Source organism: Paenibacillus sp. FSL H7-0357, assembly GCF_000758525.1.
In the GTDB taxonomy this organism is placed as follows: domain Bacteria; phylum Bacillota; class Bacilli; order Paenibacillales; family Paenibacillaceae; genus Paenibacillus_AQ.
In genome coordinates, this window is record NZ_CP009241.1 from 3,140,608 (window position 1) to 3,163,725 (window position 23,118).

Sequence of the window (23,118 nt, forward strand, 5' to 3'; positions counted from 1 at the left end):
CATTGTGCGTAAAGTGAAGGTGGGCATCGTCGGCTGCGGGAATATCAGCGGCATTTATTTTGAGAATTTGACCGGAACTTTTGTGAACACGGAGGTCTATGCCTGTTCTGATCTGGATCTGGGGCGGGCACAGCAGGCAGCGGAGAAATACGGAGTTGCTCATGTATGGACGACAGAGGAATTGCTTGCTTCGGATGAGATTGAGATTGTCGTTAATCTGACCACGCCTAATTTTCATTTCGATGTGTGTAAGCAAGCTTTATTAGCCGGTAAGCATGTGTACGTCGAGAAGCCGCTGTCGCTAACGCTTGAGAATGGAACAGAGCTTGTCCGGCTGGCACAGGAAAAGAATCTGTTCATCGGCTGCGCGCCGGATACCTTCCTCGGAGGCGGTCTGCAAACCTGCGCCAAGCTGATTGCGGACGGCTATATCGGAGAGCCGGTAGCAGCAACGGCCTTCATGCTCTGCCATGGCCATGAGAGCTGGCATCCGGACCCTGAATTCTACTATCAGGCCGGAGGCGGCCCAATGTTTGATATGGGCCCTTATTATCTTACGGCTCTGGTATCTTTGCTTGGCCCGGCCAAAACGGTATGCGGTATCACCAAAACCTCTTTTGCCACACGGACGATCACCAGTGAGAAGAAGTTCGGCAAAGTGGTTGATGTAGAAGTACCTACACATGTCGCCGGAACCATTGAGTTCGTCAGCGGCGCCGTGGCAACGATGATTACCAGCTTCGATGTCTGGCACAGCACATTGCCGCGGATCGAAATCTACGGATCGCAAGGCACATTGATCGTACCGGACCCTAACACCTTCGGCGGTCCGATCCTGCTGCGTCCGGCTCACAGCACGGAATTCCAGGAGATTCCGCTGATCTACAATTATGCCGGGAACAGCAGAGGCATTGGCGTGGCGGATATGGCCCGCTGCATCGGGACAGGAGACACCCCGCGCGCAAACGGCGAGCTGGCCAATCATGTGCTTGAAATGATGCATGCGTTCCATACAAGCTCCGATACCAAGCGTTATGCGGAGCTGTCCACCAGCTGCGAGCAGCCGAAGCTGCTGCCGCTGGGTTTGGTTAAAGGGTACCTGGAGTAGCAAATATACAAAACGAGAAGAAAGATAAGGATAATTTATTGCGCGAAGCATAATAATTCTTATCTTCTCAAAAAGCAGCGGCCCGTTTCCGGTACTTCCGGGACCGGGCATTGCTTTTTTGTGTTGTAACAGTGCTGTTGGCATTCAAACGGCTCGCCGCTACCTGAAAATGGGTCTAACCAGCCCGCAAATTTGAGTTATTTGTAATCATTTCCTCTCCAGCGGTTAATAATGCATAGGATAGTAGGCTGGAAAGGGGACTTGTAATTAATGAAACGCAAACTCTTGCTAACAGGGGCGGCTGGAAGAATTGGCAATGCACTCTTCAAGGGGCTGAAAGAAAGCGGCAGATATGATGTTGTAGGAGCGGATATTCAAGCGGACGAAGAGCAAGGGATCGTTCAGATGGATATCGCGGATGAAGCCCGGCTGGCAGAGCTTACCAAGGGTGTCGATACGGTACTTCATTTTGCCTGGATTAAGGATAATGACGATTTCCTCGGTAAGGTGCTTCAAGGCAATGTAGGGAGTGCGTATAAATTATTTGAGGCGGCTGTACAGAACGGTGTGCGGCGCATTGTATTCGCCAGCTCCAATCATGCGACCGGATATTACAAGACCGATGAGAAAACGGGTCCAAGCGACCCTTACCGGCCGGACAGCTTTTACGGGTTAAGCAAATGTTATATCGAGCTGCTCGGCCGCCTATACTCAGACCAAGGCAAAATCTCTTCGTTGAATATCAGGATCGGCAACTTCCCCGGGGACGACCGCCCCCATTCGGAACGGGCAGGACATATCTGGATATCTGAACGCGATTTGCTGCAATTAGTAGAATGCTGCATTGAGGCGGATGAGGAACTGAAATATTTGAATCTGTATGGGACCTCTGCGAATACTGACAACTATTATACCATCGGGTATCTGGAGGAATTGATCGGATATAAGCCTCAGGATGATGCGGCGGAGCTGCTTGAACAGGCCAAGGCAGAAGGCAGGAATGTACGTCAGGATGAAACGGAATATCAGGGAGGGGTGACGTAAGATCATCGCAGATTTCTAGGGTCTCAAGCAATTTCAATTGCGGGGAGGAAATGAAATGCGTAGTCGGAACGAGAACGGCCGGTATCGGCAGAAACGCGGGGAAGCGCAGGCAGGCAACCTTGAGAAAAAGTACGGTTCGGACTTTGGTGTACGCAGCGATATGAAGCTGGAGACACTAAGAAGACAGACGGATGGCGAGTCACTGACACCAATGCTCAAGGAACAGCATGTTAAGAATCTTAAAGAATAAACCGGCGGAGCGCCGGGCTCATATTTTGGTTTCTGGACATAACCCGCGAGGGTTATGTTTTTTTGCATAACAACAGTTCTAGAATGGCATACTAGCTCCCGAATATATGTGTGGTAATCCTCACAGGCAGGGGGCGGAACAGATCGTGATTACACCGGTGCTACCGCTGGACAGCTATGCAGCTGTTGCAGTTGCGGGAGAATATTTCTTTTACTTTATGGTCTATTCCTTTCTGGGCTGGGTGCTGGAAGGATCGTATAATCTCTATAGTCAGGGGACCTTTCGTAAAGAGGGGTTTCTGAAGGGGCCTTATAAGCCGATGTATGGCTGTGCTCCGCTGCTCCTGCTGGCCGCCAAGGATTTACAGCTGCCGGTTCCGCTATTGCTTGTGCTTGCGCTGATCATTCCTTCAGCAGTGGAGTATGCAAGCGGGTGGCTGTTGAAAGCGGCTTTTCACAGGCAATGGTGGGATTATAAGGAGCTGCCGTACCAGCTGCACGGGCATATCTGCCTGAAGTTCTCCTTATACTGGTGGGGGCTGGCTACAGCATGCATATACCTCCTCCAGCCGGTGATGGAAGGATTGTATACGATCATTGAACCGATATGGGGAATGGTGCTGCCGATGGCTGCCCTGTTGTTTCTTGCTGATTTACTTTGGACTTGCCGGGTCCGGCGGCGGGGGTTGAAGGGGCTGGAACTCGGGGAAGGTTAGAAATGAACAACTGAATCATGTTTCTCTCAGAAACGGCTATCTTCCTATCAGGAAGGTCAAGCCGTTTCTTTCTTGTGTTTTCAGACAAGGAATCTCTGGCAGTGGTGTCAAATATAGAGACAGAGGATGATGAAATTACATCCTGACAGGAGGAATTATGAAGGGGATCATGAAATACAGTAGAACTATTATGCTTTTGGAAGCAGTCATAATCGCTGTGTTGGCAACTCTATTAATCCTTGATTTCATTGAGCGGCCGTCCAGGTCAAACGATCAGCCGAATTTGATTACACATTTTGACCAGATGGATTTGGACAGGATCAAAGAAATGATTCAGCGGTTTGAGGATGGCAAGGGTGACAATCTTACTCTGCTGAATTGGGGGATAGACAGCGGGCCATTTATCCATGATGTCTATAATGATGGGCGGGAGCTGCACTGGACACTGGACAATACACGGGACAGCATGAGCGCCGCCACAGGGAAGACCGAATATGTATGCAAGGCGATCGGGCTTGAGAATACCACTGATTTTTACAGAGTAAATTTGTCAGAGTGCAGCGGCTATCCCAAGGAAGAGAAGATCAACATTATTTCCTTCCGCAAGGATGAGCTGTAGACTTACTCTGGCAAGGTTACATAAAGGGGGAAATGAACATGCCAATCTCGGAATATTACCGTGCTTTGCGTGAGAAGACAGGCTCCGGGCTGCTGATGGTGCCATCTGTAGCGGCAGTAATCAGAAATGACGACGAGGAGATTCTCTTTATTCGTAAAGGAAAAGAGCAGTTGTGGGGCTTGCCTGCCGGAGCGGTTGAACCGGGTGAAACTCCATCCAGGGCGCTGCGCAGAGAGGTCTTTGAAGAGACGGGGCTGATGGTGACACCCGGGCGGATCATTGGGGTATTCGGCGGCGAAAAGTATGCATACCAGTACAGTAATGGGGACATGGTTGAGTATTCGGTAATAGTGTTTGAATGCTCGATCGTCAAAGGCACGCCGAGAAGCATGGACGGAGAGGCGGAAGAATTTAAATTTTTCAAGGAACAGGAGCTGCCCGAAATTGCCATCCCTTACCCCCGGGAGATTTTTATGCAGGATTCCGGTAACGGGCATGCGATATTTGAATAGAACGGGGATCCGGAAAGGGACAACATGAGAGAAAAATTTGCTTACAGCATCGCTATGCTATTGATGATGGTGCTCGGATTCGGTTCTAGAGCATTTGCAGACCAGCTGCCGCTGTTTATCTCCAGGCATTTTGGAGATGCGCTGTGGGCGGCTATGATTTACTTTGCCTTTCGCGTATTGCTTACCCGGCAACAACGGTGGATTTCAGTAGTGCTGAGTTTCGGCTTCAGCTTTGGCATCGAGTTTAGCCAGCTCTACCAAGAAGTATGGATCAATGAGCTGCGTGCCACTTTATTGGGAGGATTAATTCTCGGCAAAGGTTTCCTCTTGATTGATTTGATCAGATATTCAGCAGGGATTTTGTTCTCTTATGTGGGGGACCTTTGGTTTCGCAAGAATTCGTGCTAATAGGAAAGGATAGGGTAGAGAACGTTAACGCATGTGTTTCTGAAGGGGGGAATACTCTGTATTCTTGTGTGTTTCAACATTTTGCTATACTAATAGTTGGCATACAAGGAAAGCTTGAAGGAGGAATCATATGTACCGGATTTTCATTGTGGAGGATGATAGTAAAATTAGTGCCCTTCTAAAAAGGAATATGGAGAAATACGGATTTGAAGCATCTTGTGTAACGCAATTTCGCGAAATAATTACTGAATTTGAGGCGTATGATCCACATTTGGTGATGCTTGATATTAATCTGCCGTACTTTGATGGCTATTATTGGTGCAGACAAATACGTACACGCTCCAACCTGCCGATCATCTTCATATCGGCGCGGGCGAGTGAGATGGATCAGGTAATGGCCATAGAGAACGGCGGTGATGATTACATTACGAAGCCAATTCATTTAGACCTTTTAATCGCGAAGGTAAAAAGTATTCTAAGGAGAGTTTACGGGGATTATGCGGCTTCTAACGGGAATGTCTTGCTGCCCGACAGTGAATTTAATGCACATGGCTTACGACTGAACTTAAGCCGTAATGAACTTATATGGCAAGATCAGAAAACCCAGATTACAAAAAATGAGCAGTTGTTAGCTGAATGCTTCATGCAGCAATACGGAAGAACCGTCTCGCGGGATCAACTTCTGGGAAAGTTATGGGACAACGCACAGTTTGTCGATGACAACACGTTAACGGTCAACGTGACAAGGTTGCGGAAGAAGCTGGAGGAACTTGGTCTGCCTAATGCGATCACGACGGTTCGTGGTATGGGTTATAAACTGGCCCTGGGCGAGGACCAGGGGGAGCTTGGCTCATGAGATTGCGATCGGTTGCTTTATTTTTTCGTGATCGGCTAATTTTTGTATTATCAACGTTTGCAATTATTGGGGTTGGTGCCTGCTTAATGCTGCTGGAAAATGCGCGTTATCCTGGAATGATGGATAAGAGCACGATTTTTTATTTTGTGGCTGCAGCTGCTTTTATCGGGGGCCTTGGATTGCTTGTTGACTATATTCGAAATCGTGAATATCACAAACAGCTCAGAAATGCGGTTGAAGGATCTGATGATTTGCAGGCGGCAGCGATCGTGCAGTCTGCCGTTACGGCAGAGCAGCAGCTGGTCATACGCTTGTTAGACCGGCAAAACAGCGCTTATTTGAATAAACTTGGAGCATATCGCCGCCAGCAAGAGCTCCACAACCATTTTGTTCTGCAGTGGGTGCATCATATGAAGACCCCTTTATCGGTTATAGATATACTCTTGCAAGAAAGCCTGAAGCAGATGCCTTCTTCTGAAGAGGAGCAGAAAGAGCTTATTCTCAGTCTGCATGAAGAGGCTGATCGAATGACGAGAGGTCTGGAGATGCTACTGTATACCGCGCGTCTCGATAAGTTCGAAATGGATATTCATCTCAAAAAAGTGCCGCTGCACAATGTAATTCGTGAAGTTATGATTGCACACAAGCGGCTTTGTATCCGTCATGCCGTAATACCGCAAATTGATGGTGAGGCATGGCCGGAAACAGATGAGAAGTGGATAACAGTTGTGCTAAATCAAATAGTCAGCAATGCAATTAAATACAGCAAACACAAACAAGGCATGAAAAGCCTTGTTTTTCACTTAGAGAATACAGAAACAGGTTGTAAAATTAGCATAACAGATGAGGGGAGCGGCATAGCAACGCACGATATACCACGAATATTTGATCCTTTCTTTACCGGTGAGAATGGACAATCTGCAGGAGAATCGACGGGAATGGGATTGTATTTGGCGAAGCAGGTGTGCGGCAGACTAGGTCACGTACTATCGGTAAAGTCGGAACTAGGCAGGGGTACGACTTTTACAATCGCTTTTCAACCTGAGAGTATACATATTCTAGGCGGCAAAACAGGAAAGAGCATGTAGGCTATGTGACAACTTTGTTATGTGTGAAGTGTGATTTTGTAATATAAATCGATGGGTTCAGCGCGCATGGCCCGCTATACTAAATTTTGTTAAGACATACAGACTATGCAGACTGAAACGGGGGGAGGAAAATTGAATAATGACTTTACTTGAAGCGCAGGGGCTGAGTAAAATTTACAGCTCCAAAGGCAATGTTGTTTGTACAGCTTTACATGACATTGATTTGCGTGTAGAAAGCGGCGAATTTGTCGGTGTTATGGGGCCATCCGGAAGCGGCAAGACAACGTTGCTTAATCTGCTCGCAGCAATTGATCGTCCGACGGCTGGATACATAGAAATTAACGGTATTGATCCAAGCAAGCTCAGCAATAAAAATTTGGCGTTTTTCAGAAGGCGCGAGCTTGGTTTCATCTTTCAGGATTTCAATTTGCTGGACTCGCTGTCCATCAAAGAAAATATTATCTTGCCGCTTGTATTAGAAGGGGTGGCCCCTAAGTTAATCGAACATAGATTGTATATGATAGCCGAGCGGTTAGAAATTGCCAAACTGTTGAACAAACGTACGTATGAGGTGTCTGGTGGTCAGAAGCAGCGAGCGGCTATTGCACGTGCCTTCATTAATGAACCGTCGTTAATGCTTGCAGATGAGCTGACCGGCAATCTGGATTCGAAGTCCGCGAAGGATGTGATGGATTCGTTGAAGGAGTTGAACGAACGTTTGAAGGCAACAGTGTTAATGGTGACGCACGACCCGTTCTCAGCAAGCTATTGCCAGCGTATTGTATTTATTAAGGACGGCAGAATCTTCTCGGAAATTCGGCGGGGCTCCAATCGACAAACGTTTTTCCAACAAATATTGGACGCCCTGAGCGTGCTCGGAGGGAATTTTAATGACGTTCCGTTCGCTCGCGCTTAGTAACATTCGCGGCAACTGGCGGTCGTACGGCGCATTTTTTATGAGTTGCGTGTTCTCTGTAATGATCTTTTACATGTATGCAGCGTTTCTTGCTCATCCCAACCTCTCGAGTGGCCATATCTTAGGGTCTGTGCAAGTAAGACAGGGGATGTTGTTCTGCCAATACATTATCGTTGTTTTCTCGTTTCTGTTTGTACTTTATTCCAGTTCGGCGTTTTTGAAGTCGAGGAGGAAGGAATTCGGTCTTCTTTCTTTGTTTGGAATGACACATCGGCAGCTTCTTATACTTATTATTTTAGAAAGTACCGTTATAACGATTACGGCCATTGGGGCTGGTATCGGCTTGGGCATTTTTTTCAGCAAGCCATTCTTTATGGCACTCGCTGTGCTGTTAGGGTTGAAGGATCCGATCCCGGTTGCCATACCGCTACGTTCGGTATGCATGACGGCTGGTAGTTTCTTCATGCTGTTCACACTCATTTCCTTGGGAACGGCTTTGCGGGCGAGACGTACGGAAATTGTTGTTTTGCTTAATGCAGCGGGCGGTCCGAAAGAAAAACCCGTTTATTCGCCATGGCTTGCTGTGCTTTCGGTCGTCTGCATAGCAGCCGCATATATTATGGCTCTAATGTTAAATGTAAAGAACTTCAACATGCTGGCGCTGTATATTTTGCTTACCATTTTACCTGGAACTTACCTGTTATTTACGCAGTTTAGTGGATTGCTGCTTCGATTTATCCAAAGTTGTACAGCCATATACTACAACCGAACGAATCTGATCGTATTCGCTCAGCTTGACCAAAAGCTGAAGGAGAATGCACGAATGCTGTTTATTGTATCGATTTTAAGTTCGGTTATTTTAACGGCCTCAGGTACGATTTATATGCTTGGACTTGCGGTGCAACTGGACGATATCAAGACGCAGTATGATGATGCCCAAGGAGTGATATCGCTAACGATGTTTATTGGGGTGTTCATCAGTTTGCTGTTTTTCATAGCCGCCGGCAGCTTGATTTACTTTAAACTGTTTACGGAACTGCAGGAAAATCAGGCGCAATATAAGGCGCTCACCCGAATTGGGATGTCTTCAGGCGAGCTTCGGAGAATTGTTGTTACGCAGACTGGTATTCTATTCTTCGTGCCCTGTCTCGTCGGCATCGTTCATGCGCTAGTCGCGCTCAAAGCACTGGACAACCTGCTTATGGTATCCAATTGGCTCTATTCGTTCGTCATCATCGGCATTTATATGGCCATGCAGACGATCTATTTCCTAGTCGCCTGCAGCAGCTATATGAAAATCATTAAATTGACCAAGGAGCATCAGTTATGAAATCGTCATTAAAAATAGTTATTTTAATGATCGCTATTCTTCTTCTGTCGGCTAGCGGTTATTCACAGACTACAGCTAACGCCGACTCAGGCGACTCAAATAAAAAAATACAGAAGATCGAAAGCTTTGTTGAAGAACAAAGAAGTAAGAGTAAAACTCCGGGAATATCGCTAGTCATTGTAGAGAAGGGGAAAACGATATATCAGAAAGGTTTCGGTTACGCGGATGTAAAGACGAAAAAACCAGTAACCGGTGATACTTTATTTGAAATAGGCTCAACAACGAAAGCTTTCACAGGTCTAGCCATTTTGAAATTGGAAAAAGAGGGGGTGTTAAAACTAACCGATGATGTCAAGAAGTATATACCGTGGTTGGAATTAACTTATAATGATGAGCCGCAAACGATCACACTAAATCAGCTCCTTCATCATACTAGCGGAATAGCATCGAATACAATAGCCCACATACCTGAGGGTAATACAAATGAAGCGTTAGAACTAACCGTTAAAACATTACTAAACCAGCAACTAGATCGTAAACCGGGTAGCTCCTTCGAATATGCAACAATTAATTATGATGTATTGGGACTCGTGATCCAGATTGTAACGAAGATGCCTTATGATATTTATATGAAACAGCATATTTTAGAACCGGTCGGAATGAAGGATTCGTTTGTTGGGCTGCATCAATCCCAGTCCGCAGAGCTGGCTACCGGATATAAAATAGGATTTATGAAAGAACAAGCCTACTCACCACCTATATATCGAGGGAATATACCAGCTGGATATATTATCAGCAATGCAAACGATATAGCGAAATGGATGAATCTGCAGCTAGGAACTGATCCGAGCAATGTTATGGATAAACAGTTAATAAAAGAATCACATGTTCCTGACCAAACTGTAGAGCCTTTTGATGTGAATACTTACTATGCCAGCGGATGGGGAATCCAGACAAAAAAAGATAAACAATATATATTTCATGCCGGAGAGAATCCGACATATACTTCGTATTTCATCATGCAGCCCGATGAACAGTTGGGGGTAGCCATCTTGACCAATATGAAAACGAGTTTTACAACTGCGATAGGTCAAGGAGTTATGGATCTGTGGGAGGGGAAGGAAGTAACCAACAATCACTCTGACAGCTACCAAAATTTAGACCGAATCGTGACAATCGTATGTATAGCCGTCGGCTGTTTTGGTGTGTTATTCATATTTTTGATAATAAGAGTCATGGTGAAACTCGCTCGAAAACAACGGATTTGGACAAAGTTAAATGTAAAAAGGATCCTGCTGCTGCTGCTGCATACATTGATCATTGCGGCAGGTTTGACATTAATGATTATGTTTCCGAAAATTTTACTTGGAGGATTGCCTTGGGCATTTATAAAAGTATGGGCTCCCACTACGATCTGGGTGACTCTTTGTAGTGCTATAGCTGTATGCATCATCTATTATATCTTTGGATTAATGCTCATTTTTTCAAAGAAAATGAAAGTATCATAAAAAAATAAAAGTATCATAAAGAAAAAGTAAGCTTGTTCAAAAGGTACGAGAACTTGGGGATGGACGAAACGTTCCACCCGGGCTCTCGTTTTCTTGCGTAATTCCAAACACTTCAGGAGGAAGCAGATTGATCCAGATAAATTTATAAATGGAGATGATTTCGACAAATGACAAACAGTCTAATTGTGGTATGCCTGCTGACAATGATCATTCATACGGCAGAAACCCTGTCGTATTCCGTTCGCTTTGCCGGAGTGAAGCTGAACAAGATCGCCATAGCATTATCTTTGACCGGAATTATTGTACTAGTATCCAGAACGGCTAATATGATCCAAGCACCGCTTACCGCCAAATTTGTTGACTTTGCCAAAACACACCCGGATTTTCCCTTAATCAATTATTTGCGGATCATCATGCTGGCTTCATCGCTTGGCACTTTGATAGCGATTGCCATATTCCCTACCTTCGTGGGCCTGTTTGGAAGAGTGATATCCAAGCTGGAGGTAGAGGGCTCTATACCGAAGCTGCTGACCAGCGTCACCATCGGCCAGCTTAAGAACACGCGGAAATATATCAAAAAACCGAAAATAAAACTGCCCAGCTTCAGATATCTCGGCATCCCCAAACGTTTTATTATCATGAATATCTTTGTTACTGCGTTCTATACTGTAGGGGTGCTCTCCTCATTGTACGCGGCGCATTTATCGCCAGAGTTCAGCACAACCGCCTCTCAAGCTTCAGGACTTATCAACGGGCTGGCTACGATTCTGCTGACCATCTTCATTGACCCGCAGCTTGGCATTATCACGCATAAGGCTACGGAGCATTTGGAATATCGCGACCAGTTAGGAAAAATCTATGTGCTGCTGATGGGCGCACGTTTCCTCGGAACCTTGCTGGGCCAGCTTGTGCTTGAGCCTGCTTCTTATTTCATCAGCTGGCTGGTACAGCTGATATAGTGCACAACCACACTGCGCCGAAACAGGCGTTGCAGTGTGGCTGTTTCTTTGGGCAGCAGCTTTACTTCGGAATCTTGGATTCCGCCGTCCGGAGCGCAGCTGATATCTTCTGCTCCCAGCTGTACATCTGCTGAACCATGACGCGTATTTCGCTCATCTTGGCATAAGACAGCTTCATCCCCGCAGCGGCTGCAACAGCGTCTCCTGCTTTGACAGCGGCTTTATAACGTTTGTCAGCTTCAGAACGTATAGCTTGCAGCTCGCTTACTTTTTTGTTCTCTGCGGTAATTTGCTTCCGCAGAGCAGAAACCGGGGCAAGGGCATCCTTTGTCGGTTTGATTTTGGCAGCGGTAGACTTCCGCGCTTCAGCAAGGGCTGTAGTCTTTACTTTGATCTCTGCACGCGCAGCGGTTGCAGATACCTTCAGTTTATTGCGCTTCAGATTCAAGGAAGCAGCAGACTTTTGATTATTGGCTTTACGGGCCGCTGAGGCCTGCTTGCCAAGTGTCGTGTACTGTTCCAGCAACGGTGCATGCTTCTTCTGCGTCGCTTCGGCCTCGGATTTCAGTCTGTTGAGGAGAGTCTGATTAATGGACTGAAGCTGCGAATTAATCGCGGAAAGATTGCTGGTATTTTGTTTGCGCAGCGTCTGATTCCTCGAAATTTCAGCTTTAAGCGTAACCTGCAGTCCGGTGTAATCCTCATATAAATCATGAAATTCTTCCAGCGCGGAGTCCCAGTCTCCTGCTGCTGCGGCCAGTGGAATATTGCCCGTAAGGAGCACTAATACAATTAGCAAACCAGCCAATCTTCTGAAATAAACGGGCGCAGCCTTTCTGTTCCTGGAGCTTTCCTTGCCTGCTGAATAAATCATCTTCTTCATCTCCCGTCTGAATTGCGTTAAAGCGCACAAAAAAGCACCCCCAAGAAAGGCATAAATGCCTGTCCTGCGAGGTGCTTCGCCCGCTCAACGTATATATTTGTTACTCACTATAGCTTGAAATTAATGGATAGTCAAGAGCGAAGTGGAACGCCAGTTCGTTTTATTGAAAATATATGAATTTATATGCTCCACGCTATAAATTATCCTCTATTTCTCGCTGAAACGGATACCGTCCTTTTGAGTACGGCGAAGCCGGTTCTACTTGCTTAACTACATTTCCAGATATAACCTAATCTATGATATGATGATTGAAAGAATATACAAGGAGGACGTCGATGAATCTGGCGAATAAGATAACCGTGACGCGCATATTAATGATTCCGGTTTTCGTAATGCTGTTTCCTATATATCCGGATGGGTTAGTCAGCAAATCAGCTCTTCTGCAGCATATTGATCTGTATGGAGTTTATTATGCTGCAGCCGTATTTACTCTGGCCTCGGTTACAGATAAACTGGACGGTTATATTGCAAGAAAATATAATCAGATTACGAATCTTGGCAAACTGCTGGATCCGTTGGCCGACAAACTGCTGATCTCGGCAGCATTGATCTTAATGGCGGGCCGGCACGATATTGCTGCCTGGGTTGCCATTACTATTATCGGCAGAGAGTTCATTATAACAGGGATCAGAATGACGGCATCTGCGCAAAAAATCGCCCTGCAGGCCGATAAGTCCGGAAAACTGAAAATGGTATTTCAAGTGGCGGCGATCTCCGCAGTCTTGTTAAACAATTGGCCATTCAGCTTCATCACGGCTATCCGCATTGATCAGATGCTAATGTACTGTGCGCTTGTCCTGACTGTCTATTCGGGTTATCTATACATAAAGAATAATTACCGTATTCTGAAGCTTGATCAACATTGAACAGCAGGAGGTATATGTGATCCACACTAACAAACAACCCTATGACAAAATAGCGCTCATCACTGGAACCTCCAGCGGGTTTGGGATGCTCAGCGCGCTTACCCTTGCGGAGAAAGGGTATCAGGTTATCGCTTCTATGCGGGATTTAAGCCGTAAAGACGAGCTGGTGCAGCAGGCTGAGCAAGCCGGAGTTCTAGGGCGGATTCATCTGGTGACAATGGATGTGACAGATACGGCATCCATTGAATCGGCTGTCTCGGAGATTATTGAGCAGTTCGGCAGGGTCGATGTTTTGGTTAACAATGCAGGTTTTGCTGTCGGCGGCTTTATGGAGGAAGTAAGTATGGAGGAGTGGCGCCGGCAGATGGATACCAACTTTTTTGGCCTGGTGGAGGTCACCAAGAACATCATTCCCCTGATGCGCAAGCAGCAGACGGGCACTATTATAAATGTCAGCAGCGTGAGCGGACGGTTCGGATTTCCCGGTTATGCGCCATATGCTGCTTCAAAGTTCGCGGTTGAGGGCTTCAGCGAGAGCTTGCGCCAGGAACTGTCGTCATTTGGCATAAGAGTTGTGCTGGTGGAGCCCGGATCTTTCCGCACGCCTATCTGGGGCAAAGGGATCGCGGGAATTCAGAGCCTGGCCGATTCACCGTACAAGGAGAAGCTGGAAGAGGTGCTGCGTTATTCCCGGAGAACCGCAGAGACGGCTCCCGATCCCCGGCAGGTGGCTGAGCTGATCGGGCGTATTGCCGCAATGTCCGCACCGAAGCTGCGTTATCCCGTTGGGAAAGGGACTAGAACGCTGATTCTCGGTAAAACGCTGTTTCCCTGGAAAACGCTGGAACGCATCATCGCCCGGTCGCTCGCAAAATTGAAATAAGCTGTACATCATAAGAATTGAGGTGTGACCATGCCGGATACTGTGGGGCTGCACATATGCTTCGACGAGCTTGGCCGTGAGATTGAAATCCTTGATGTGACCCCGGTAGCGCGGGATAAATACCGCATTGAAGAGACACCGATCTTTAACCCGGGTATCGCGCTAGGCGACATCATCAGAGTGAAAGAGAAGCAGGGCATTTCATATTACGTGGAGACGGTGGAGAAATCCGGGTTCAGAAGATACGCCTGGCTGCTCAGCAAGGAAGCGGCAAGCTCGAAGGAGATCCGGGATATGAAGCAGCGCATCGAGGACGACGAGGGGAGAACGGAGCAGATCTTCGGCGGTTTGCTTGTCATCCATATGCCCTATAGCTCTGGAATTGATGTCGAAGGCGAAATGGCCAGAATTATTGAACGATTTGAACTCTAAACTAATCAACTGAGGTGGCAAAATGAAAAAGTTTCTGAAGCAATGGGTGCCCAGCATCCTTATCGGGGTTGTCCTGTCCTTATTTATCCGTACTTATGTTGCCGAGGCGATGCGCGTGCCTACCGATTCAATGGATCCAACGATCGAGGTTAACGACCGTCTTGTCGTAGAGAAAATGCTCTGGCTGACCACGCTGAAGCATGGCGATATTGTTGTGTTTATTCCGCCTGTAGAGGGCGTGCAGAAAAAATACGTCAAACGGCTGATGGGACTGCCGGGAGACACCGTTGAGATTAAAGATGGGGCTTTGTTCAGAAACGGGGAGAAGCTCGACGAGCCGTATCTTAAGGAAACGATGAACTATACCTTCGGGCCAGTTACCGTTCCTGCAGACCACTACTTTTTCCTCGGTGACAACCGGAATGTCAGCTATGATGCCCATTTGTGGCCGACGCCTTTTGTGGCCAAGGATAAGCTGATCGGCAAGATGCTCGTCGACCTCAGTGATCTTTTCTAACCCGTTACTTCGCGATGGGATAATCAACAACTACGACATTTTCAATAATCCCCTCAAGCAGTTCAACAAAATGGCGGTGTGCCGGATGCGGCCCGTATTGGCGGAGGGCTTCCTGATCTGCAAAGGTCACGCGAAGCCCTAGTGTGTATCCATGCATATTCTCAGTCTCTTCCGTGACATTCACACCTGCCGTAAGTTCCAGGATTCCCGGTATTTGGTCCTTTAAACCCAGAAGTGTCTGCACCAGCAGCGCTTCTTTTTGTGGTTCATAATGCTCATTAAATTTAAAAATAACCAGATGCTCGAACATATTACTACCTCCTGAAAGTTTTGTGAGCAATCGCTCCTTTGTTTAACTTCATCACAAAACGGCTTCGGAAGCAAACACTTAGTTTTGTGAGCAATCGCTCCTTTGTTTAACTTCATCGCAAAACTGTTTCGGAAGCAAACGCTTAGTTTTGTGAAGAGCAGTTTCAGTATACAACACAGGTCTCGTGAAAGGAGTACATTATGCCGGATACTTTTGCAACAAACATCAAATTTCCCTTTGCTTTAAGATCAATGCTGGGTATGGTTTTCCTGATCGCCATCGAAATTCAAATGATTTATATAAATTCATCTAACACGGCTCATCCTCACCCGGTACTGAGTTATTTCGTAGTAATTTGGCTCTGCGTCTGCGGTTTGTTGCTGCTGTTTTTTATGTTTCAATCGCTGCGGAAGGCAACTGAAATTAAATGGGGGAGAGAGTCCATATTTCTCCGAAATAGAAGGCTGTTGCCGGGAGAGATTAAGTGGATTATGGTTGATGGTCCTTTAATCGGTATCATGCCAAGAGGCAAACGTATCGTACCTGTCAATCTATGCTTCAGATTTATGGATGACCGGGAGCAGGCGATGAAGGGGTTGACCAGCTGGGCTGAAGTAAACGGGGTCCAGCTAAAATACAAAAGATTTTTAAAATGGATGTAAAATCATACCGGTGGGTGGCTAAAGTAGGGGATTCATTTGAACTATGCCGGCGGCGTGAATGCGACTTTCACCATATTGTTACTTTGAGCACTTTTGACTATGATCAAGTAAAGCTCTGGGAATTTATTGATTCCTGTACATAAGAAGGGGTGCTGATACTTGAAAGTACATGTCACAGATCTCAAAAATGGCGATTGCCTTATCACGGACACTTTCAATAGTCTGGGCCTGCATGTTCTCCCTAAGGGAACTGTCGTAGAACGGGAGGAAATTACCATCCTGATGCGGCACAAAATAGATTATGTGGATATTGAGGCGCGCTTGCTGTCCCGTGATGGGGAAGATGCGGATTTAACCCACGGTTTGAATGAGGATTTTGATCTTGCGATACAAAACTACGAATCTATTTTTATGGAGGCGCTGGCTCAGGGAAGCTTTAGCCCGTCCATGGTGGACGGCACACTGCGGCCGCTGCTGGAAACACTGGATGCGCAAAAAGATGTGGTTTCTCTGCTGCTCCTGCTTGACCGGGACGATATTGACACCTATCAACACTCTTTGCTGGTAGGGATGCTGTCTTATTATATTGCTTCCTGGCTTGGCTATTCCAAAGAGGAACGGTACATGATCAGCCGTGCCGGCTATCTGCATGATATCGGCAAAAGCCAGGTGCCATTGTCCATTCTGAATAAAGTTGGACTGTTGAACGCTATCGAGGAGGACGAGCTGAGACGCCATACTTCCCACGGCTACGATATCATCCGCAGCTCTATGAAGGATGAAGGTACAGCGCTCGTAGCGCTGCAGCATCATGAGTTTGAGGATGGTTCAGGTTATCCGAACATGATCCGTAAAGGTGAAATTCACCCGTATACCGAAATCGTCACTGTAGCAAACATTTACATGGGACTTACAACCTCGCGACTGAACCAGCCCAAACAGGGATTGGTTACCGTGCTGCGCCAAGTGCATGAGATGGGCTTCGGCAAGCTGAACGGTAATGTAGTACAGGCGCTTACAGGACATATGCTGCCAGGCTTCGTAGGCAAGAATGTCCGGCTCAGCAACGGGGAAATAGGCACTATCGTAATGAATAATCCGCTGGATCTGTTCAAGCCGCTGGTAAAAGTGAACGAAACGTTCAGAGATTTGTCACGGGAGCGCAGCCTGTCGGTTGAAGAGGTATTTATTTAAAAGGTATTGGGGTATCACCAAGCCTGCTCATAGCAAAGGCTATCTGATGGGGATCTGTAGCAGACCCATCGGATAGCCTTTTTGTGTACCGCCGGATTTGAATTCAGCCGGTAGATTGGCTATGATGAATGAAAGATTACTATAGGGATCGTCAGCCGAATGGACATACGGGACTTGTAGAAGTTAGAAGAGGAGAACTAATTATGAATGTCGACAACAACCAGATGGAGAATTTAAAACAGATCAAACACGAATTGACCCGCTTTATGATGATTTATAGATTCGCTCTGGAGGAAATGGAGACCAAGATTGAAATTTTGAAACAGGAGTTTCAGATCCTTCATGACTACAGCCCGATAGAGCATACCAAATCACGGATCAAATCCCCGGAGAGCATTATGAGTAAAATGCTGCGCAAGAACAGCGAGCTTTCGCTGGCTGCCGTGAAATCCAGCATCAAGGATATCGCCGGCCTGCGAATCACCTGCTCTTTTATCTCGGATATATACAGTGTCAGTGAAATGCTGCAGAAGCAAGATGATCTGAAGGTGCTTGAGGTTAAGGACTATATTAAGAATCCGAAACCGAATGGGTACCAGAGTCTGCATCTGCTTGTGGAGGTTCCGGTATTTCTGTCGGACTGCACGGAGCTGGTATGTGTTGAAGTGCAGATCCGTACGATTGCGATGGACTTCTGGGCTAGCCTTGAGCACAAAATTTTCTATAAATACAGCCAGTCGGTACCTGAACATCTGACCCGCGAACTTAAACAAGCCGCCGATAAAGCAGCTGATCTCGATCTGCAAATGGAACGCCTGCACCGCGAGATTCAGGAAATTAAAGATGCCCAGGAGGACGATTCCTTTGAAGAATTGCGCCGGATCATCCTCAACAACCAGCAATTACATCTGCCCGCCGATTTCATCAAGCTGTTAGGGAATTAGTCATAGTCTAAGCAGTGCTGATGCGTATAGCATGTACATATATTTACTGGAATTCACCGGCAGTGTTCGTAGCGGCACGCTTTAATCTCTAGGAGGAAGTTCATGAAACCATACAAAGTGATTAGCCTGGATATGTTTCAGACACTGGTAAACATCCAGGGCCGGACGGGAAATGTGTGGAGGCCGATCCTGCAGGAGCGCTATAGCGAGGAACGGGCGGCAGAGCTTGGCGGGCTGCTGTTAAGCCACTATTACAAGGCCGCGACAGCAATCCGCGATTCCGGGGTCTACTGGACCAGCAGAGAGATATACAGCGACAGCTTCAAGAAAGTGTTTCAGCAGGAGGCAATGGAGTATGATTACCTGCAGGCAGTAGATGTTTTATTTGCCGAACACCGTTTGTCAGAGTTGTATGAGGAGACGGAGCATTTTTTGCAGCGGATCACTGGAGAATATCAAGTGTGTATTGTCAGCGATACAGATGTGGAGATGCTTCCCGATTTCTACAAGAGTTATCCTATCAGGCTGTTTACTTCAGAAGAGCACCTGTCGTATAAGAATGACAGCCATAACCGGATGTTTGGCGAAGTTATTGCGCATTATGGTGTAGAACCCGGACAGATTATCCATATAGGTGATTCTGTTTCAGATGTGCTGGGAGCGGCAAGAGCAGGCATTAAGGCCTGCTGGCTTAACCGGAATCAGGAGGTCTGGAACCATGAGGTGCAGCCGGATTATATGGTGAAGAATTTGGATGAGTTTTACGAGTTGCTATAAGGCTGCGCGATTTATGCACGTCAAGGAGAGGCAGTTCCGGAAGGAGATGGACTTTATTATGGAGAACTATACATCAGCAGATCAGGAACTGGACCGTTTGCGCTACCCTATCGGAAGGTTCGAAGCGGCAGAATGCCGGACAGGCGAAGCACGGAATCAGTCGGTTCAAGATATCCGGGAGCTGGCGGATGTCTTAAGCAAAGCAGTAGAGCAGCTGACACTGGAGCAGCTGAACACACCCTACCGGCCAGGCGGCTGGAGCGTACGGCAAGTGGTGCATCATCTGGCAGATACGAATATGTATGCCTATCTGCGTTTTAAGCGGGGATTGACTGAGGATGCCCCCGAGATACCTTCGTACCGGCAGGACTTATGGGCGGAACAAAGCGATTACCTGGAGGAACCCACTGAATCTTCTCTTCAGCTGCTGAAGCACCTCAACGGGAGATTTGTGCTTTTGCTGGATGCAATGAACGAAGCGGACTATGATCGAACCTTTGTAAGCCTGGGACTCGGGACAATGACGCTGGATGCGGCAGTCCAAAGATATGTATGGCATAACCGTCATCATACCGCTCAAATCAGCTCATTGGTACTTCGAAGTGGCTGGTAATCGCCCCTAATTAAAAAGAGCAAGTGGTCGGGGAAAACGTCCCGCCGCCTGCTCTTTAATTTTGTCCGGCCGCGGATGTCTTAGTCCCGGCTGGCTTGAACGATTTTATCGGCAATTTGCCGAGGATTCGTGTGAACGGTTGTCATATGATCGCCGGTCCCTTCAATGTAGCGGAACATTCCCAAATGGCTGGACTGGCCGGGATGCCAGCCGGAAGCCCCTTGAGGCAGCACAGCATCTTCCGTCAGGAACAGATAACTTTTAGGCAGCTGTAGGCTGTAGAACTTCTTAAGATCAAGCTTCTGAAATGCCGGACCTGCCGGCTCGGGAATAACCTTCCGGTATAGGGATTGTGCCTGCTCAAATGTGGCTGTATTGACGAAGACGTCGCGGAACAGGCTAAAGGGCAGCATAATCGTATTGTTGCCTGATGTTTTCAGCAGATTTCCGAACAGCTCCTGGACGGGAGCGGGGAACTGGTCCGCAACGCTTTGTCCGTCCAGAGGCACAAAGGCGTCAAAAAATACGAGCCGCTTAATCCGGTCCGGAACCTGCTCGGCGGTTTTCTGGATCACAGAGCCCCCAAAGCTATGCCCAAGCAGGATTATCTCATGCAAATCTTTCTGCTTGATGAAATCTGCCACTGACTTTGTTACTTGTTCATGAGTAACCTGCGTATTCTTGTCCCCGCCATGACCGGCATATTCCGGCGTATATACGGTATGTCCCATTTTGCGCAGTTCTGCTGCCGTCTCATCCCAGAAGCTGGCATCCACCCATGCCCCGTGCACAAGTACGAAGGTAAGACTTTGCTTGGCTTCAGGCTTGCCTGTTACAGCAGCAGCATCAGCTTGTCCGGCCAACAGCGGCTGAAGTGCCAGCAGGATCAGGAATACCGCAGTCAGGCTTAAGGTGAGTTTGTTTTTTATCCACATTATTTTCGTTTACCTCCTGCTGTTGTTTTATACATCCCACAATGAGAAGGATACCCTGTAGGCGGGCAAAAGATGTGCCGGCAGGTGCAGAAAATGGGAAAAAATATGCAGGTAGACTCTGTTTCGCAATCGTTTATAATTAGTACAAATAGGCTCGCGAATACAAGGAGGTTTAGGAATGCCTTTACCACGGGGAGCAGATGCCCGGTTCAAAAAGAAGCTTAGTCTGACTTGGCTGCTTATTGCCCTGGTAACACTCGTGTTTCTGCTCACAACAACGATTTTGCTCATCGGTTCATATGAATCCAAGAAAAAATCACTGATGGAAACTACACTTAATCTGAATCTGTCCAATGCCGAGAGAATGAGCAAGACAGTAGATTCACTTTTTCGTTCCATGCGCAGCAGCCTGCTGTATAGCGCAGATCAGATTTCCAAGCTTGAGACACCACAGCCGGGAGCTATTGACCGCTATTTAGAGCTAATGCGCAACAGCAGCAACTATTTTAATTCGATAATTCTGATAAACGCTGACGGCGTGGTTCTTAACAATTCACCTGCATCGCTGGGGATCGTCGGGCAACCGATAGTATCTCCTCCAGTCAAGGAAGCGCTGCGGTTAAAAAACTCATATTTATCCGCACCGTACACCACCACCTCAACGGGAAGAATGCTTTTCTTTATGAGTGAGCCGCTGTACAGCGAAGATAAGGGATATCTTGGAGTGCTCGGAGGCACCGTCTATCTGCAGGACTTCAATATCCTCAATATGATTTTCGGGAATAATAACATAGATGATTCCGGCTCTTATTACTACATCGTCAGCTCTGAAGGGCATGTGCTGTTCCATCCCGATAAAGAGCGGATGAATGAAGATGTTAGCGCTAATAAGGTGGTACAGAAGCTGATGAAAGGTGAAAGCGGACAAATGGAGGCTCTAAACGTAAAGGGGCAGTCCATGCTAGCCGGCTTTTCCGCCGTTCCGGCGAATGGCTGGGGAATTGTCGTCGTTTCACCAGTAGATTTCATTCAGGAACAATTAATGGCCCATATGCGCAAGATTCTTACTTATACGCTTATTCCTTTTGTAATTTTGCTGATTTTTGTTTTTCTGCTGGCCCACCAGTTGGCCAAGCCATTCGTGTTTCTAGCTGACCTGGTGAACAGGATCGGCAAAGACAATATGAAGGTGCCTGAACTGAAACCTCATTGGAACCGGGAAGCGGATCTGCTGACCCAAGCAGTCGTTATGGCCTGGAAAGATATCCAGAAGCAGAATGATCAACTGGCCCAGGAGGCGATGACCGATCTGCTGACAGGGCTTGTGAACCGCAGATCACTGGAAATCAGTATGAATCAGTGGATCGCCGCGCGAATGCCTTTTTCCCTGATCGTCCTGGATGTGGACAAGTTCAAATTTGTGAATGATACGTATGGCCATTTGACTGGTGATGAGGTGCTGCGCCAGGTAGCCGGAATTATCAGCGCCAGTGTCCGTCCAGGAGATGTATGCTGCCGTTTCGGCGGAGAAGAGTTTGTAGTGCTGCTTCCAAGGACAAAGGCTGAAGATGCTTATATCGTCGCCGAAAGAATCCGCAAGACATTGGAGAAAAGCGATGTTCCTCTGGCTATGCGGGTAACTTCCTCACAGGGCATTGCCCATTATCCCACTCACGGCGTTTCGCTGGAAGAACTGCTTGGACAGGCGGACCGGGCGTTATATGCAGCCAAGAATAGAGGCAGAAACCGGACTATTATCGCCGGTGAATAAGGTCGCAGCATCTTTGCGGAAAATTAATAAGCTGTATCCATGGGGTAATTTTATTCCTGGGCTTGGAGTGAGAAAGTCGTCACCTGGGCCTGGGCGGATACATATCCTACTGCAGAACGAATAAAAAACGGTCAGCAGAAGGGAAGGATTGCAAAGTGACGTCATACATGGATTACAAGTCTCCCAATACACAGTTTACTTTTGATGTAAACAGCAATACAACGTTTAAGAAGGATGCCAACAACTATATCAATACCTTGTCAATTAAGGAATTGAACACCCTGGATAACACGTCTCTGCTTGATATTTTCCTCAGCAAATCCAATGTCGTCGAACCGCATTATCATCAAAATGCTGCGGAGCTGGTCTATTGCATCTCCGGTGCGGCAGTGGTTTCCATAATCAATCCCTTTACGAATGAGCTGCTGCATTTCCCGATCTGCCCCGGTCAAGTGGCGAATGTGCCGCAGGGGTGGTGGCATTATGAGGTCGCAACGATGGATTGCACCCATCTGCTGGCTATCTTTAATGCACCTGTCCCGGAAGTGATTCTGGGTTCGGACATTCTGAGTCTCACGCCGGCGAATGTACTTGCCCATACTTACTGTCTTAACGAAGCTAAAGTGAAGGATGCACTGGCTCCGCTTCAACCGGGTACCTTTATTGGACCGCCCGCGGACTGCTGTGAACCATCAAAGATGGCAGGTGAAAATATCGCAGCCCCCAATATGGCTCCTCACATGCCTATGCATGTTCCGCATGCCCCGCAAGCGCACTCCTTCGGGTACCAGCCATACGCCAATCCCGGCTATTATGGCCAGCCTTATGTTCAGCAGTATCACCAGCAGCCTTATGCCCAGGCCTATCCGGTTTATCAGAATATGGTGAACCCTCCGGAGAATCTGTAAACTTATCTCATGTCCATCACCAAGTGAAGCCTCAGCGCTATCCTGAACCC

At 47.3% G+C, this 23,118-nt stretch carries 27 protein-coding genes; 24 read left to right on the forward strand and 3 right to left on the reverse strand.

Features of this window, described 5'->3' with window-relative positions; translation table 11 throughout:
* Window positions 1-4 precede the first annotated feature (4 nt).
* From H70357_RS13460 to H70357_RS13520, 13 genes are all read left to right on the forward strand, one after another.
* On the forward strand, window positions 5-1,108 hold the full coding sequence (locus tag H70357_RS13460; protein WP_197073688.1) for a Gfo/Idh/MocA family protein: 1,104 nt from the start codon (window positions 5-7) through the stop codon (window positions 1,106-1,108).
* Window positions 1,109-1,378: 270 nt separating this feature from the next.
* Window positions 1,379-2,152: an NAD-dependent epimerase/dehydratase family protein gene (locus H70357_RS13465; RefSeq protein ID WP_038590089.1), complete on the forward strand. Its 774-nt coding sequence runs from the start codon at window positions 1,379-1,381 to the stop codon at window positions 2,150-2,152.
* Between the two features lie 55 nt (window positions 2,153-2,207).
* Window positions 2,208-2,402 carry a hypothetical protein gene (locus H70357_RS13470; RefSeq protein WP_038590093.1) on the forward strand — a complete coding sequence of 65 codons (195 nt, stop codon included), beginning with the start codon at window positions 2,208-2,210 and terminating at the stop codon, window positions 2,400-2,402.
* A 145-nt stretch (window positions 2,403-2,547) separates the two neighbouring features.
* Window positions 2,548-3,117, forward strand: coding sequence for a putative ABC transporter permease (locus H70357_RS13475; RefSeq protein WP_231578427.1), 570 nt, complete (start codon window positions 2,548-2,550; stop codon window positions 3,115-3,117).
* A 157-nt stretch (window positions 3,118-3,274) separates the two neighbouring features.
* Window positions 3,275-3,736: a DUF4362 domain-containing protein gene (locus H70357_RS13480; RefSeq protein ID WP_038590096.1), complete on the forward strand. Its 462-nt coding sequence runs from the start codon at window positions 3,275-3,277 to the stop codon at window positions 3,734-3,736.
* A gap of 38 nt (window positions 3,737-3,774) precedes the next feature.
* Window positions 3,775-4,248, forward strand: a complete 474-nt coding sequence (locus tag H70357_RS13485) for an NUDIX domain-containing protein (RefSeq protein ID WP_038590099.1) — start codon at window positions 3,775-3,777, stop codon at window positions 4,246-4,248.
* A gap of 24 nt (window positions 4,249-4,272) precedes the next feature.
* Window positions 4,273-4,656, forward strand: a complete 384-nt coding sequence (locus H70357_RS13490; RefSeq protein WP_038590102.1) for a ribosomal maturation YjgA family protein — start codon at window positions 4,273-4,275, stop codon at window positions 4,654-4,656.
* 130 nt (window positions 4,657-4,786) lie between these two features.
* A complete protein-coding gene (locus H70357_RS13495; RefSeq protein WP_038590105.1) occupies window positions 4,787-5,512 on the forward strand; it encodes a response regulator transcription factor in 726 nt (241 codons plus the stop codon).
* Window positions 5,509-6,600: a sensor histidine kinase gene (locus H70357_RS13500; RefSeq protein WP_038590107.1), complete on the forward strand. Its 1,092-nt coding sequence runs from the start codon at window positions 5,509-5,511 to the stop codon at window positions 6,598-6,600. Before H70357_RS13495 ends, H70357_RS13500 begins: the two co-directional genes overlap by 4 nt.
* A 139-nt stretch (window positions 6,601-6,739) precedes the next feature.
* A complete protein-coding gene (locus H70357_RS13505; protein ID WP_038590110.1) occupies window positions 6,740-7,516 on the forward strand; it encodes an ABC transporter ATP-binding protein in 777 nt (258 codons plus the stop codon).
* Window positions 7,491-8,846, forward strand: coding sequence for an FtsX-like permease family protein (locus H70357_RS13510; protein WP_038590113.1), 1,356 nt, complete (start codon window positions 7,491-7,493; stop codon window positions 8,844-8,846). The genes H70357_RS13505 and H70357_RS13510 overlap by 26 nt, the downstream gene beginning before the upstream one ends.
* On the forward strand, window positions 8,843-10,354 hold the full coding sequence (locus tag H70357_RS13515; protein ID WP_038590116.1) for a serine hydrolase domain-containing protein: 1,512 nt from the start codon (window positions 8,843-8,845) through the stop codon (window positions 10,352-10,354). The genes H70357_RS13510 and H70357_RS13515 overlap by 4 nt, the downstream gene beginning before the upstream one ends.
* A 167-nt stretch (window positions 10,355-10,521) precedes the next feature.
* The gene (locus H70357_RS13520; RefSeq protein ID WP_038590118.1) at window positions 10,522-11,313 is read left to right on the forward strand and encodes a lipid II flippase Amj family protein; all 792 of its coding nucleotides are present in this window, start codon (window positions 10,522-10,524) and stop codon (window positions 11,311-11,313) included.
* Window positions 11,314-11,374: 61 nt separating this feature from the next.
* Here H70357_RS13520 and H70357_RS13525 read toward each other — a convergent pair whose 3' ends face one another.
* Window positions 11,375-12,187 carry a hypothetical protein gene (locus tag H70357_RS13525; protein WP_052092010.1) on the reverse strand — a complete coding sequence of 271 codons (813 nt, stop codon included), beginning with the start codon at window positions 12,185-12,187 and terminating at the stop codon, window positions 11,375-11,377.
* 344 nt (window positions 12,188-12,531) lie between these two features.
* Between H70357_RS13525 and pgsA the strand changes: the two genes are divergently transcribed.
* The 4 genes from pgsA to lepB are packed head-to-tail and all read left to right on the forward strand — an operon-like array spanning window position 12,532 to window position 14,954.
* Window positions 12,532-13,122 carry a CDP-diacylglycerol--glycerol-3-phosphate 3-phosphatidyltransferase gene (gene pgsA, locus H70357_RS13530; RefSeq protein ID WP_038590121.1) on the forward strand — a complete coding sequence of 197 codons (591 nt, stop codon included), beginning with the start codon at window positions 12,532-12,534 and terminating at the stop codon, window positions 13,120-13,122.
* A gap of 16 nt (window positions 13,123-13,138) precedes the next feature.
* A complete protein-coding gene (locus H70357_RS13535) occupies window positions 13,139-14,005 on the forward strand; it encodes an SDR family oxidoreductase (protein ID WP_379145101.1) in 867 nt (288 codons plus the stop codon).
* Window positions 14,006-14,035: 30 nt separating this feature from the next.
* The gene (locus H70357_RS13540) at window positions 14,036-14,437 is read left to right on the forward strand and encodes a DUF4265 domain-containing protein (protein ID WP_038590124.1); all 402 of its coding nucleotides are present in this window, start codon (window positions 14,036-14,038) and stop codon (window positions 14,435-14,437) included.
* A 22-nt stretch (window positions 14,438-14,459) separates the two neighbouring features.
* Window positions 14,460-14,954 carry a signal peptidase I gene (gene lepB, locus H70357_RS13545; RefSeq protein ID WP_038590128.1) on the forward strand — a complete coding sequence of 165 codons (495 nt, stop codon included), beginning with the start codon at window positions 14,460-14,462 and terminating at the stop codon, window positions 14,952-14,954.
* A 4-nt stretch (window positions 14,955-14,958) separates the two neighbouring features.
* Here the strand turns inward: lepB and H70357_RS13550 are convergent, their stop codons facing one another.
* Complete coding sequence (locus H70357_RS13550; RefSeq protein WP_038590131.1) at window positions 14,959-15,264, reverse strand: Dabb family protein; 306 nt, start codon at window positions 15,262-15,264, stop codon at window positions 14,959-14,961.
* 200 nt (window positions 15,265-15,464) lie between these two features.
* Here H70357_RS13550 and H70357_RS13555 point away from each other — a divergent pair, with 200 nt between their 5' ends.
* The 5 genes from H70357_RS13555 (at window position 15,465) to H70357_RS13575 (ending at window position 19,454) form a co-directional block, all read left to right on the forward strand.
* On the forward strand, window positions 15,465-15,926 hold the full coding sequence (locus H70357_RS13555; RefSeq protein ID WP_038590134.1) for a hypothetical protein: 462 nt from the start codon (window positions 15,465-15,467) through the stop codon (window positions 15,924-15,926).
* Between the two features lie 159 nt (window positions 15,927-16,085).
* Entirely contained in the window at window positions 16,086-17,120 is a 1,035-nt protein-coding gene (locus H70357_RS13560; protein ID WP_038590137.1) for an HD-GYP domain-containing protein, read from the forward strand.
* A 203-nt stretch (window positions 17,121-17,323) separates the two neighbouring features.
* Window positions 17,324-18,064, forward strand: a complete 741-nt coding sequence (locus H70357_RS13565) for a GTP pyrophosphokinase (RefSeq protein WP_038590140.1) — start codon at window positions 17,324-17,326, stop codon at window positions 18,062-18,064.
* Between the two features lie 102 nt (window positions 18,065-18,166).
* On the forward strand, window positions 18,167-18,841 hold the full coding sequence (locus H70357_RS34330) for an HAD family hydrolase (RefSeq protein ID WP_052092011.1): 675 nt from the start codon (window positions 18,167-18,169) through the stop codon (window positions 18,839-18,841).
* Between the two features lie 58 nt (window positions 18,842-18,899).
* Window positions 18,900-19,454 (forward strand): YfiT family bacillithiol transferase, encoded by a 555-nt coding sequence (locus tag H70357_RS13575; protein ID WP_063848044.1) that lies wholly within the window; start codon window positions 18,900-18,902, stop codon window positions 19,452-19,454.
* A gap of 80 nt (window positions 19,455-19,534) precedes the next feature.
* On the opposite strand, the gene H70357_RS13580 is transcribed toward H70357_RS13575, so the two are convergent.
* A complete protein-coding gene (locus tag H70357_RS13580; RefSeq protein ID WP_038590143.1) occupies window positions 19,535-20,389 on the reverse strand; it encodes an alpha/beta hydrolase in 855 nt (284 codons plus the stop codon).
* A 178-nt stretch (window positions 20,390-20,567) separates the two neighbouring features.
* On the opposite strand from H70357_RS13580, the gene H70357_RS13585 reads away from it, so the two are divergent.
* Both H70357_RS13585 and H70357_RS13590 read left to right on the forward strand, forming a co-directional pair.
* A complete protein-coding gene (locus H70357_RS13585; RefSeq protein ID WP_038590146.1) occupies window positions 20,568-22,160 on the forward strand; it encodes a sensor domain-containing diguanylate cyclase in 1,593 nt (530 codons plus the stop codon).
* A 155-nt stretch (window positions 22,161-22,315) separates the two neighbouring features.
* Complete coding sequence (locus tag H70357_RS13590; protein ID WP_442950463.1) at window positions 22,316-23,068, forward strand: cupin domain-containing protein; 753 nt, start codon at window positions 22,316-22,318, stop codon at window positions 23,066-23,068.
* Window positions 23,069-23,118 lie beyond the last annotated feature (50 nt).